14 protein-coding genes and 2 tRNA genes are annotated in these 11627 nt (G+C 60.9%); 9 read left to right on the top strand and 7 right to left on the bottom strand.

Annotated features, from left to right (window positions below):
* The first annotated feature begins 72 nt into the window (after window positions 1-72).
* From ORS3428_RS18915 to ORS3428_RS33355, 5 genes are all read left to right on the top strand, one after another.
* On the top strand, window positions 73-660 hold the full coding sequence (locus ORS3428_RS18915; protein ID WP_071100237.1) for a CDP-alcohol phosphatidyltransferase family protein: 588 nt from the start codon (window positions 73-75) through the stop codon (window positions 658-660).
* Window positions 602-1813 (top strand): AI-2E family transporter, encoded by a 1212-nt coding sequence (locus ORS3428_RS18910; protein WP_071099820.1) that lies wholly within the window; start codon window positions 602-604, stop codon window positions 1811-1813. Before ORS3428_RS18915 ends, ORS3428_RS18910 begins: the two co-directional genes overlap by 59 nt.
* Before the next feature lies 1 nt (window position 1814).
* The gene (gene hdaA, locus ORS3428_RS18905) at window positions 1815-2519 is read left to right on the top strand and encodes a DnaA regulatory inactivator HdaA (RefSeq protein WP_071099819.1); all 705 of its coding nucleotides are present in this window, start codon (window positions 1815-1817) and stop codon (window positions 2517-2519) included.
* Between the two features lie 76 nt (window positions 2520-2595).
* A complete protein-coding gene (locus ORS3428_RS18900; protein WP_071099818.1) occupies window positions 2596-2838 on the top strand; it encodes a FitA-like ribbon-helix-helix domain-containing protein in 243 nt (80 codons plus the stop codon).
* 198 nt (window positions 2839-3036) lie between these two features.
* Entirely contained in the window at window positions 3037-3180 is a 144-nt protein-coding gene (locus ORS3428_RS33355; RefSeq protein WP_157895974.1) for a type II toxin-antitoxin system VapC family toxin, read from the top strand.
* Window positions 3181-3232: 52 nt separating this feature from the next.
* Here the strand turns inward: ORS3428_RS33355 and ORS3428_RS18895 are convergent.
* The 3 genes from ORS3428_RS18895 to ORS3428_RS34225 form a co-directional block, all read right to left on the bottom strand.
* Window positions 3233-3309: transfer RNA gene (locus ORS3428_RS18895), tRNA-Pro, on the bottom strand.
* Between the two features lie 74 nt (window positions 3310-3383).
* Complete coding sequence (locus ORS3428_RS18890) at window positions 3384-4574, bottom strand: flavin-containing monooxygenase (protein WP_244508034.1); 1191 nt, start codon at window positions 4572-4574, stop codon at window positions 3384-3386.
* 287 nt (window positions 4575-4861) lie between these two features.
* Window positions 4862-5833, bottom strand: coding sequence for an NAD(P)H-dependent oxidoreductase (locus ORS3428_RS34225; protein ID WP_071099816.1), 972 nt, complete (start codon window positions 5831-5833; stop codon window positions 4862-4864).
* 296 nt (window positions 5834-6129) lie between these two features.
* Here ORS3428_RS34225 and ORS3428_RS18880 point away from each other — a divergent pair, with 296 nt between their 5' ends.
* The 3 genes from ORS3428_RS18880 (at window position 6130) to ORS3428_RS18870 (ending at window position 7549) form a co-directional block, all read left to right on the top strand.
* Entirely contained in the window at window positions 6130-6435 is a 306-nt protein-coding gene (locus ORS3428_RS18880) for an ETC complex I subunit (protein ID WP_040972219.1), read from the top strand.
* 55 nt (window positions 6436-6490) lie between these two features.
* Window positions 6491-6567: transfer RNA gene (locus ORS3428_RS18875), tRNA-Arg, on the top strand.
* Between the two features lie 697 nt (window positions 6568-7264).
* Entirely contained in the window at window positions 7265-7549 is a 285-nt protein-coding gene (locus ORS3428_RS18870) for a hypothetical protein (RefSeq protein WP_071099815.1), read from the top strand.
* Window positions 7550-7784: 235 nt separating this feature from the next.
* On the opposite strand, the gene ORS3428_RS18865 is transcribed toward ORS3428_RS18870, so the two are convergent.
* The 3 genes from ORS3428_RS18865 to ORS3428_RS18860 all read right to left on the bottom strand — a co-directional run bounded on the left by ORS3428_RS18865 (window position 7785) and on the right by ORS3428_RS18860 (window position 9977).
* Window positions 7785-8876, bottom strand: coding sequence for an AAA family ATPase (locus tag ORS3428_RS18865; RefSeq protein ID WP_083355235.1), 1092 nt, complete (start codon window positions 8874-8876; stop codon window positions 7785-7787).
* On the bottom strand, window positions 8876-9130 hold the full coding sequence (locus ORS3428_RS34445) for a helix-turn-helix transcriptional regulator (protein WP_443136863.1): 255 nt from the start codon (window positions 9128-9130) through the stop codon (window positions 8876-8878). The genes ORS3428_RS18865 and ORS3428_RS34445 overlap by 1 nt, the downstream gene beginning before the upstream one ends.
* 94 nt (window positions 9131-9224) lie before the next feature.
* On the bottom strand, window positions 9225-9977 hold the full coding sequence (locus ORS3428_RS18860) for a hypothetical protein (RefSeq protein WP_071099813.1): 753 nt from the start codon (window positions 9975-9977) through the stop codon (window positions 9225-9227).
* 95 nt (window positions 9978-10072) lie between these two features.
* Here ORS3428_RS18860 and ORS3428_RS18855 point away from each other — a divergent pair, with 95 nt between their 5' ends.
* Window positions 10073-10294 carry a helix-turn-helix domain-containing protein gene (locus ORS3428_RS18855; RefSeq protein ID WP_071099812.1) on the top strand — a complete coding sequence of 74 codons (222 nt, stop codon included), beginning with the start codon at window positions 10073-10075 and terminating at the stop codon, window positions 10292-10294.
* A gap of 1041 nt (window positions 10295-11335) precedes the next feature.
* Here ORS3428_RS18855 and ORS3428_RS18845 read toward each other — a convergent pair.
* Window positions 11336-11627 (bottom strand): transposase domain-containing protein (locus ORS3428_RS18845; RefSeq protein WP_131802921.1); only part of this gene is annotated, 292 nt, incomplete at its 5' end.

Genomic DNA, 11627 nt, shown 5'->3' with positions numbered 1-11627 from the left:
ACCGCCTCGCTCTTGCGCCCATTCTTCATCTCAATCATCTATCTCCCGACAAAATCCACGACGGGACATCGCGTGACCATACCCAACATGATCACGATCATGCGCCTCCTGCTGGTGCCCGCGGTGGTGCTGGCCATGCTGCAGGCGCGTTGGGAATGGGCGTTTGCCGGGTTTCTCGTCSCCGGGGTTTCCGATGGCGTCGACGGCTTCATCGCCCGCCGCTATCTGTTGTTCTCGCGGCTTGGCGCCTATCTCGATCCGATGGCGGACAAGCTTCTGCTGGTCTCGGTCTTCGTCGTCATGGGTTATGCGGGCGAGTTGCCCCTCTGGCTGGTGGTGACCACGGTCTCGCGCGATGCGCTGATCGTCTGCGCCGTGCTTTTGTCCAGCGTGATGGCGAATCCGGTCGAGATGAGGCCGCTCTTTGTGTCCAAGATGAACACCGCCGTGCAGATCATGCTGGCGGCGCTGGTGCTGGGAGAGCTTGCCTTTTCCATCCATCTCGATCCGCTGCGGCCGGCGTTCATATTGCTGTCCGGGGTCTTGACCGTGGCTTCGGCCGCGGCCTATCTCGTGGCCTGGCTAAGGCATATGAGCGGCAATGGCGAAGGCTCCCAGACGAGCAGCACCAAGTCGGGCAGTTCCAAGACGGGCACCTGAAAGCGAAGCCTGGACGGCCGCGGCATCGACCGCGTTGCGCCGCCAGATCGCGTTCTGGCTGATCGCCGCCGTGCTCCTGGCGCTGTTCCTCTATGTCTTCTCGGGCATCCTGTTGCCCTTCGTCGCCGGCATGGTGCTTGCCTATTTCCTCGATCCGGTCGCCGACTGGCTGCARCGGCTGGGCCTCTCCCGGCTGATGGCGACGGTTGTGATCTTGATCGCCTTCATCGTGGTCGTGGTGCTCGCCTTCGTCATCCTGGTGCCGGTGCTGGCGACACAGATGGCCGATTTCACCCGCAAGCTGCCGGACTACCTCACCCGCCTGCAGTCGCTGATCACCAGCTTCGACCCGAAATGGCTGGAGCAGCGCTTCGGCGTCAACGCCGCCAGCCTGCGCGATGGGCTGAACTCGCTGCTCACCACCGGCTTCGGGCTGCTCACCACCGTCTTCACCTCGATCTGGAGCTCGGGCGTGGCCCTGGTCTCGGTGGTGAGCCTCTTCGTCGTCACTCCGGTCGTCGCCTTCTACATGCTGCTCGACTGGGACCGCATGGTGGCCGTGGTCGACAGTTGGGTGYCGCGCGATTATGTCGAGACGGTGCGCATGCTCGCCCGCGACATCAACACCGCCACCGCGGGTTTCGTGCGGGGGCAGGGCACGCTCTGCCTGGTGCTGGGCGCCATGTATGCCACCGGCCTCACGCTGACAGGGCTCAACTTCGCCATCCTCATCGGCTTCTTCGCCGGACTGATCTCCTTCATCCCTTATGTCGGCTCGCTGACCGGGCTGGTGCTCGCCGTCGGCGTCGCCTTCGTCCAGTTCTGGCCGGACTGGACCATGGTGGTGCTGGTGGCTTGCGTGTTCTTCGTCGGTCAGTTCATCGAGGGCAACATCCTGCAGCCGAGGCTGGTCGGCAAAAGCGTCGGCCTGCATCCGGTCTGGCTGATGTTCGCGCTGTTCGCCTTCGGCGCGCTGTTCGGCTTCGTCGGCCTGCTGATCGCAGTGCCTGCTTCCGCGGCGATCGCCGTGCTGGTGCGCTTTGCGATTGCCCGCTACCTCGAATCGCCGCTCTACAAGGGCCGTACCACCGAACCAGCGCCGCCGCTGCCTGCGGATCGCGGCGGCGGCCACAGCTCGCAACAGCGTGACTGAGATGACCTCGCAGCGATCCGATCCGCCGCGCCAACTGCCGCTCGATCTCGGTCACGRCACCGGCTATTCGCGCGACGAACTCGTCGTCTCCGGCACCAACGCGCAAGCGGCGGCACTTGTCGACCGCTGGCCGGACTGGCCCTCGCCGGTGGTGGTGCTGGCCGGCCCTCCGGGCTCGGGCAAGACGCACCTTGCCCGGATCTGGCAGACGCAGGCGCACGCCGTCGCCATCGATCCCGGCAGGATCGGCGAGCACATCGCCGTGCTTGGCGCGAGGCCCGCGCTCATCGACGACATCGACAAGGCCCCGATCGACGAGCAGGGCCTGTTCCACCTTATCAACACGGTGCGCGGCGCCGGCTCCACGCTGCTTCTGACCGCGCGGCGCTTTCCCTCCGCCTGGCGCGTCRCTTTGCCCGACCTCATCTCGCGGCTGAAGGCGGCGGCGACGATCGAGATCCACGAGCCGGACGACCTGTTGCTTGCCGGCGTCATCACGAAGCTCTTCGCCGACCGCCAGGTCGAGGTCGAGCAGCATGTCGTGCAATATCTGGTGCGGCGCATCGAACGCTCGCTGGCAACCGCCATGCGCGTCGTCGAACGCCTCGACCGTGCGGCGCTGGAACGCAAGACGCCGATCACCCGCGCGCTCGCCGCCGAGACCGTCAGCGCCATGGACGAGGGACAGGGCGAGTTCGATATTTAGCGTTGGCCGGCGTGGCTCCTGAAATCATCCGGATCGGAGCACAATCGCAAAATCGCTAACGAGTGATGGAGGCCAGATGCCGGCCGTTACCATCCCAGACTTGGCGGACGAAATTCACCGCGCCCTGCGCGCGCCGGCCGCCATGCATGGCCGCAGCATCGAGGCGGAAGTTGGGATCATCCTCGAAGAGGCCGTTCGGTGCGAACGATATGTTAAATTGGGCTCTCTACTGTCCGGTATCGCGCGGCGCGCCGGTGTGACCAACGAAGACGTCGAGATTCTGGAACAGAAGCTGGCAGATTCTCGAACTGCCCCTTGAGATGCAAAAGCTGGCCGGCCGTCGCCTGTCCCATTTCGGGACCGCGCCGCTGGCATCCATCTTGCAACGCAGGAAACGCCGGTTGACCCCGGTCCCGATCGCGTTTCAGATCGGGTTGTAGGCTCGCCGGGCTCGAGGTTGTTGGGGACTCGCCCGGCGGGTTTACGTCACTTCACACTCAGCAGATGGTTTGGCGACATGGACCAGATCGTGGTCCATCGGGAGCAACCACGCAAGATATCGCTGACAGACTGCTTCGCCTATGCGCTGGCGAGGGACTGCGCCTGCCGGCTGCTCTATGTCGGCCATGATTTTTCGCTGACCGATGTCGAAGGCGCGTGAGGGTCCGCAATCCACCGGTCTGCACTCGGCCCACCCAGACATCGAGGAAAACTGGTCGGAGTGGCGTGATTCGAACACGCGACCCCCTGATCCCAAATCAGGTGCGCTACCAGGCTGCGCTACACTCCGACGCTCGCGGCGTATAGGGTTCCGAGCCTAAGAAGGCAACCAAAAACGCAAGCTTCGCTTGTGGAAATGGCGCTTCAGCGCTTGCGCCCGGCCACCTTGCCRGCGATCGCCGCACCCTGGATGCGGGCATTGGCGAAGCAGCCGCGAATGCTCGGCCGCATGCCGGTGAACCACAGGCCTGGCAGCTTCGGGTCGCCGGCCGCGCCGTTGAAGAGCGGCACGCCCTTGGCGTCGAGCACGCCCAGGCTGCCCACCATCGTTTCCAGCCCGGTGCGGTAGCCGGTGGCGGCAATGACGACGTCCGGCGAAATCGCCTGGCCGTTGTCGAGGATGACGCTGTCGTGCCTGAATTCCTTGACCTGCGGCACGACGATGATGCGGCCAGCCTTGATTGCATCGACCGCGCCGTCGTCGGCGGCGATCGCCGTGTAGTCCGAGCCGAGGCGGCTTGCGCCACCCGAGGGGGCACGCGGCAGGCCGAATTTCTTGAGGTCGCCGAAGGCAAGCCGCTGCGTCGCCGCCATCACCGCATCCGCCAGCCCGACCGGCAGGCGCGCCATCAGAGGCGAGAAACGATGCACGGCGATCTTGCCGATGCGCTTGGGCAGCAGCGATGGTCCATTGCGGGCCGAGAGCCACATCTGCCCGGTCTCGACGCCGGAAAGATGGTTGAGCGCGTCGAAGCCGGAATTGCCGGCGCCGACCACCAGCACCCTTTTCCCGGCATAGTCCGTCGCCCGGCCGAAATCCGCCGAGTGGATGATCCGGCCCGAAAACTCCTCCATGCCCTTCCAGTTGGGAATGAAGGGGTGCCGGTCGCGCCCGGTGGCGACCACCACATGGCGCGCCGCCCGAGATCCAATCGTGGTCTTCACCAGCCAGTGGTCGCCGCGGAATGCGATTTCCCTGACGATGACGCCGAAGGCGATCGGCAGCCGGTGCGTCGCGGCGAAATCGTTGAACAGGCGGATCACCGCGCTGCGATGCGGAAAGGCGGGCGTGCCCTTCGGAAACGAAACGCCGGGCAGCGTCGAGAGGTCGCGATGGGTGTTGAGATGCAGATTCTCATGGCGATGGTGCCAGGGCTCGGCCAGCCGTCCCTCGCGCTCGAGGATCTCGGTGGCGATCCCGGCCTCGATCAGCGCATGCGCCGCCGCCAGCCCCGCCGCACCGGCGCCGATCACGATTGCACCTTCGAGGATCGCCGGCTCGCCGGTCCAATCCGACGAGATTTCCGCTTCCATGCCCACTCTTGTCTTTAGCATCGTCATGCCCCTCAAGTGGCATGGTCGTGTATCCGACATATGCCGCGCGAGAGGCAATTGGAATAGGCCGTGGTTGCAAAGAGCCCCGGCATTGTGTCGCGGATTTGGATTGAGCGGCCAAGGGCGTGTTGAGATTCACTCTGAGACCGAGCCGGTTGGCGCGACAGGTGCGAAGCGACCGGAATGGCGAATCCCGAGAGCTGGAGCAGGGCGTGGTGAAGTGCGGGAAACCGCAGAGGCGCGAATCTGCGCCTTGCAGGCCGGCATCACCTGACGCTCGACACTTCCTAGTGATGAGCCGGGTCGGCGTGGCGGTGCACCAGCTTGAAGGACCCGTCCTCCAGCCGGAACACCTCCGTCACCCGCAAGGTCATCTCGGCGGGCTGGCCGTTCTTGCCCATGCGCGCCTTCGCATGCTRCAGCCCGGTCCAGAAGGCGAGGTCGCCGCTCGCCGAGGCCTGCAGCACCTCCAGATCGGTGCTGCCGCCCTCATGGAAGCTGGCGGYGTCGCGCTCGTAGCGGCCGGCGACGGCATCGGCGCCTTCGAGATGGTCGCCGCGCGGTGAGAAGAAGGTGGCCGGCTCGCTATGCGTCACGATCGCCTTCAGCGATGTGGCGTTGCCGTTGACATAATCCTCGGCGATCTTCTCGCGCTGCTTCATGAAGGCATCGAAGGACGAGCCGCCCGGCCGCACGGTCCGGATCCAGGTCTCCAGCGTCTCGATGAAATCTTTCAGGAAGGCGGCGGTGTCGCTGTTCTTCACCGCGCCATTGTCGTCGAGAAGCTCGGCGACATTGCCGATATAGGCCTCCGGCTGCTGCATCACCGGCATGTCGAGGAAGACGAAGGTCTGCCTGAGCGCTTGGTTGGAACCGAAGCCCCCGATCTTGCTCGGGCTGACGGAAACGACGCCGGCGGGCAGGCCCTTGAAGACGCTCTTGCCATAGGGACGCGAGCCGACATCGAGCGCGTTCTTCAGGCAGCCGGGGATCGAGCGGTTGTATTCCGGCGTCACGAACAGCACCGCGTCGCACTCTCTGATGGCGGCGCGGAACGTCGACCAGGCGGCGGGCGGCGTGTCGCCGTCGAGATCCTCGTTGTATAAAGGCAAGTCGCCGATCTCGATGAAGCGGCAACGCAGCGAGTCCGGCGCGCGGGCGGCCAGTGCCTTGGCGATCTTGCGGCTGAAGGATTGGGCGCGCAGGCTGCCGACAACCACGGCCAGCTGCAGGACGGGATGTTCGGTTGTCATGGTCATGGCGGACTGTCCAGGCTTGTTGACGGGGATGGCGACGCTTCACGGGGAGCACATGGCCGCCTTGCAAGCCTTCGATCAACGGCTGGAGCGGCCGGGCGGTCGCCTGACATTCAGTTAATGTCCGGGCCGGCGCGAGGTTCCGCCTCCGCCGGACGGACTGTGGCTGCGTACGGCCTTGCCGCCGGCGCCGTTGCACAGTATTGACGAACTGGCGTGCGCCCTCGGGCTCCGATGYGGGGTTTCGGACGGGCGCCGCGAAGAGAGATGCCCGGTCGTCGGGCGGTAAAGAGGTGGCCATGTCCGCGCGCATTTTCAGCCCAGCCAAAACCGCGATGCAGTCCGGCACGGCCAAGACCGGCCACTGGGTGCTGGAATTCGATCCGGCCGAGCGCAAGAAGATCGACCCGCTGATGGGCTACACCTCGTCCGGCGACATGCTGAGCCAAGTGCGGCTCACCTTCGATACCAGGGAAGAGGCGGTCGCCTATGCCGAGAAGCAGGGCATTGCCTATCGCGTCGAGGAGCCGAAGGAGCCGAAGCGCCGGCAGATTTCCTATTCGGACAATTTCCGCTATGACCGCAGGACGCCCTGGACGCACTGACCTTCTGGTCGAGCGTCCCTCGCGTAGTGGCATCAGCCGGCCCCGGCCGGCCAGCGGTCCCGTAGCTCAGCTGGATAGAGCACCGGCCTTCTAAGCCGATGGTCGCAGGTTCGAATCCTGCCGGGATCGCCAATTAATTCRAGCGCTTATGGTTGTCGTATCGTCTCTCTGGAATGGGATTTTTCCCATTCCGGGTAACGGRCAGGGTAACGAGCGGCTTTTCGGACGCCATACCAGTCGACAGAAGGGACGGGCTTTGGATTCGCCATCTGCATTCCGGCAGCTGTCCCTCCCGCCACGTCAAAATCAGCCGATCTGTTACCCGACAGTTACCCGAGGCGATAATCGGGTGCAATTTAACGAGAAATTATCATTAAAAATCAACGAGCAACAAAAAATGAGCAACTGACTGGTACGCACATGCTCGCAGATTCGTTTGTCTGTGAGCATCGATTGACGCCCAAAATGGGATCGGCCCCGATGTGCTGTGCGGTTGGGCAATAAAAAAATGGTCTGATCGATGTCCAGATTATTGGCTTATGCCTCCGAGAAGCGGACCTCGGCAGCCGCCCATACCGGGGGAGGTTCCCCCAAGCCGGGGGTTCTGGGTTCTTCGGCGACGTGGGTGGTGGCGGTGTGGGCTCAAAAGCACTCTAGACATCCGGAGCGTTCGAAAAAGGAGAGGAGAGCCAAAGCTCTCTCCTCTCCGCCCTGATCTTTGAGCGGCCGATGAATTAGAGGAGTGAGTGTCAACCTGTGTACTTTGACAGGTAGCCAGCGACTCGGCGTCACCGGTAGTCTTCGGGTGACCCCAGAGGAGAGATTTGATATGGCCGGCACGAAGAGGCTCATGAAGGCGAGCGAAATCCCTGCCTTCGTGGACAAGGTGATCGAGGCAGGGTGCCACATCTGTGCCGTAGGTCATTTCGGCTATGTGTTTGGCGACACCGAGGAGCACCTGGATGCGCGTGAAGAGATCGAGCGCATAAAGGAAGAATTCGGCGACCGTGATCTCTTACTGCCCGAAATTGTGAACTACCTGAGGTCGCACGGCCGGTACATCGATCCGGGATCACCAGTCGCGCATTGGTCTGAAAACCAGAAATTGCAGTAAGGCTGAGCGCGGGCTATTCGGGCTGTTTCGTGCCAGTCCATCCCACCGGGGGAGGTTCCCCCAAGTCCCTCTGTAGGCGCCTGCCGTCAACGTGGGGGCCCCCATCGGATCGAGGAACAAAAGGTTAAAGATTTTCTCTTTCCCGATGTCCTTGCGCCCCTTCGCTGTCCCACTGTCCCACCCCCTTTAAAAAGGGGGTTTGGGACATCGGTGGATACAGCAGCGGAAGGATTTTTTAATGGGACGTGACATTACCTCGCACAATTGTCCCAGCGTCTGCCGTGTCCATTGCGGAGTCTACATCTATGGGGCCGAGCTCATGGGCCTCCTTCAACAAGCGTCCAACTTCAGATTTTGATATGCCGGTCAGTTCTTGTATTTCCCGATACGATTTTCCGCCTGCGGCCAAATCCCTGACCTGATCCATTTTGGCCCTTTTGCCGACTGGTCTCGTCTCCCAGGAGCCGACGCCTTCATTCTCGGAGAACCTTGCCTCAAAAGGCTCAGCCTCATCACCGAGGAACCCGCGCTGTTTTTCGAAGCTGATCACAAAGCGTGCTCCCTCGTTTGGCTGGTAGCCGTCCGGGTTGCCCAGTTTGATGACGGTATCGAGAGCATCTTCGCGCTTGGAAGTCCCACGCTGCTTCCCGCCCTTGCCGRCATGATGGACGAACAGCACGGCCACCCCGTGGCGACGGAGCCTTAGCAGCCAGTCCTGCATGAACGCCCATGCCTCGTCTGAGCTTTCGGACCCCGTCTTCGTAAGGGTCGATAGATTATCGAGAACCAAGAGGTCCGTTTGGTCCGGTTCCCCTAATCTGAGGGCATTCTCGACAGCGATCCGGCCATCAGGTGCTTCTGAGGCGAGGTCAGGGATCCCATGGCGCTGCAGGTCGGCAGCAAAAAGGCGCAAGTAGTCTTTTTCGGGCGGAGCGTCGAGCCCCGCCACCATCCATTTTGCTCTTTCCTGCAAGTCGATGAAAGGCATCTCTCCGTCTACATAGAGTACCCGGCGCGGCCTGGGGACCGTCCAACGCAAGAAGTCAGTGCCRGTCGCAACGGCGATCGCAATTCCCAGGCTCAGGAAGGTTTTCCCAACGCCTCTTGGCGCATAGATTTCTATCAATCCTCTTTCCGGAATGATCGGAACCATCAGCTTTTCGCGAGGAGGTTCTACCCTGGTTGCCCACTGATCCCAGTCAAGAATGACAAAGTCTGAAGCGTTTTCGTTAGTCGCAGCTGGGAGAACGGGCTGGCGTAACAGCTTGGTGGAGTTGAGCTTCTCAGATTCGCTGTTCTTCGGAACGCCCGGATTAGCCTTACTCATCACCATTCACTCCGTTGGCTAGGTCCAGCATTTTCCCGCCGCGAGCGTTCCCACTCGAACAACTCGCTTTCAAGCCAATAGCGCCTTTTTCCGATGTAGATTGGTTTGGGGAAGCCAATCTTGTTGCTTTGAAGCCAACGCCATACCGTCATCGGGGTGATCGAGTAGCGGTCGGCAACCATTGGTGCGGTGAGGAAGTGGGTGCGTGAAGTTGGATTCTCCGGAGTGCGGGCGTCGCCCGCCTGGGCCGCCATTCAGCCAAGGACGATGCGCTGCATAAACGCAGGCACCGACATCTCCATAGGAAGTGAGGTCATAGTTTTCTCCTTTGTGCTGAGCACCGGTGTGCTAAGCAAAATGGTGGACAGTTCGATGGCTGTTAGATGGGAAGTGTGAAACATTATTCAACGGGAGAAAGTAATAATTCTTCAAACCTCGTTTAAACGCGCGCATCAGAATATAGATGGCTCTGATGCAAGAAGGCCAATCGTCAATCTGATGCGCAACGGTCTCTTGGAATGCCAAGGTCTCTGCCTCATACGGCCCGGGCATAAGGGGACGACTTCCAGTGAGATGCAGCTTCAACCCGTCAGCGTCTTCAAACACCCTAATTGGCCCGTAAAGGAAATGCCGGTTGATGTAGCGCCGCGTAAGTGCCCCGTTTGACAGGGTATCGCCGATGTCAAACAGGAAACCTCGTGCCCATTGTGAGATTTCGTCTTTGAACAGTACCAAGGCGGCAACGAGGAACAATCCGACTTGAGTTTGTCGGGGGAGTGACCATTCGAAGGCGTAGGAGGCTGCGAGCACAACGGCGACGCCGATCAAAAGTCTATGCAATTGCCGAATTAGAACCACGGGAAGCATGACAATTTGGATCAATAAGCCAACTGCCCAGCTAAACATGACCAGGACGGCGTTTACACGCCATCTTTCGCTTTGCCCCTGAGCCCACAGGGCAAMCATCACTGCTTCAATCGCTGCCTTTTGGTCCGGCGTTTGCTTCGCGATGCCACTGGCAGAAACGGCGCGCTTGAAATCGGTGGATTGGATTTTCTCTCCGAACTTGTCCGGTTTCCCAAGCGGCCAATCGGTGGACATCCCAGTAACCTTCCGTTCTACGGATGGGGCGAGGTACTCCCATTTTGTTTAGTATATCGAGGTGTATATTTTGAGCAACTGAGTTCGCTTCCCRCATGGATTTGYGGGACCTGCTGGCTGCTAATTTACGTCGACTGAGACATGCAAAAGGGCTGTCTCAGGACGATCTCGCATATGAAGCGAAGGTGAGCCGGAGCTATCTCAGTCAGATCGAGAAGGGCGAATTTTACGCGAGCCTCAGGATCATCGAAAAGCTTGCGATTAAGCTCGATGTCGAGCCTTGGGAGCTTCTAAAGCCACCGGCCAGAGGCGGTTAGATTAGCCGGAATGAAGAGAGCACAACGCAGGGCGGGGAATTCGCGCGAACCAGTTATCACGTCCCCCGCCGAAGCTGCTGTGTCCCAAATTCTGGGAGTCCTTCCATCTCCAGTTATGGCACTGTGACCCCAGAAGACCACTTCAGGCCTTAGGCATCTTGCCTATGCTATTGAACTGTTCACCAGTGGCACGCATTGGACCTCGCCAGCACTGCCCCGAGGCGTCAATGATTACGCATGCTTCGTGCCCGCCACCAACAGACCCTGCAATACTCAGCGGAAGGACAGGCTTTGGGCTGAGCTTTCCCGCATATATAGGTCCACCACTAGTTCCATCGATAAACGCGACATGACCGTCGGCGTCCACCGCCACAAAAATACCGTCCGTTCCGGCTACAACACTCGCCATTATTTCCCCTCCAAAATGTTGATGGCTTTAGGCCAAGGTCTCTATCCAAACTCTATTATGAATTCTTGATATTCCTCAACGTCGAGGAAGTGTCTCCATGGTAAATAATTCGTGATGCGTCTGGCGGTGCTCGCTCTCTCAGTCTCGCGCGCAAAAATATTGCAAAAGGGGAGCGATCTTGCGATCATGCCCCGCGCGAGCCGCAATCCGGCTGCGCAACGCTGATGGCGTCGATCTAAAGCCGCGCACTGAACTGTCCTAATCGCGCTCTCGCAGACCTAAATCTGCGCTCGGGCCAACGCCAATACATCGGTGCAGTTACCCTCGCCCTCGCTGTACCCATCCGGTGAAGACCGCAGGAGTGCGTATCCGGCCGTGAGCACCTGAGCACCGCCGTGCTTGGTCAAGCTTTCGATGGGGGGACGCGATGATATTCATCGAGGAGGAGTTTGACCTCCTCGATGCCTTCATCGGTGAAGGCCAATCGTCATCGTTGGCGCCGTAAACCCAGATGACGCCGTCCTCGGACTCGAGACCGAGGGTAAGGTCCTGGATGAGCGCTTCGCTGACGCCGAGGTCCCTGGCGACACGTTCGACGGTGGAGACGTGATGCACCTTATTGCGTYGCATGATCAGGCCGCCGCTGGTTKGGTCAGCAGTTTTGCGGACCTCCAATTCCACGGCAGCAAATCGTCGATCCGCTGTGCTGGGTGGGCTGCGATGCGCGCCAGGATATCGGCGAGCCAGGCCTGAGGGTCGATGTCATTCAACTTGGCGCTGGCGATCAGGCTGTAGAGAACGGCAGCGCGCTGTCCGCCGCGATCGGAACCGCAGAACAGCCAGGACTTTCTGCCGAGAGCGATGCCGCGCAGGGCTCGTTCGGCTGCATTGTTCGACAGGCAAATGCGGCCATCGTCGAGGAAG

The sequence above is a fragment of the Mesorhizobium sp. ORS 3428 genome (genome assembly GCF_001854785.1).
Lineage (GTDB): Bacteria > Pseudomonadota > Alphaproteobacteria > Rhizobiales > Rhizobiaceae > Mesorhizobium.
This window is presented reverse-complemented; position numbering and strand designations above follow the sequence as displayed.

What these genes read in the sequence shown, in the direction of transcription:
- ORS3428_RS18900 (WP_071099818.1), top strand. Translation starts at nt 2,596, where the DNA reads ATGCCGGCCGTTACCATCCCAGACTTGGCGGACGAAATTCACCGCGCC.
- ORS3428_RS18870 (WP_071099815.1), top strand. Translation starts at nt 7,265, where the DNA reads ATGGCCGGCACGAAGAGGCTCATGAAGGCGAGCGAAATCCCTGCCTTC.
- ORS3428_RS33355 (WP_157895974.1), top strand. Translation starts at nt 3,037, where the DNA reads ATGGACCAGATCGTGGTCCATCGGGAGCAACCACGCAAGATATCGCTG.
- ORS3428_RS18880 (WP_040972219.1), top strand. Translation starts at nt 6,130, where the DNA reads ATGTCCGCGCGCATTTTCAGCCCAGCCAAAACCGCGATGCAGTCCGGC.
- ORS3428_RS34445 (WP_443136863.1), bottom strand. Translation starts at nt 9,130, where the DNA reads ATGGCGGCCCAGGCGGGCGACGCCCGCACTCCGGAGAATCCAACTTCA.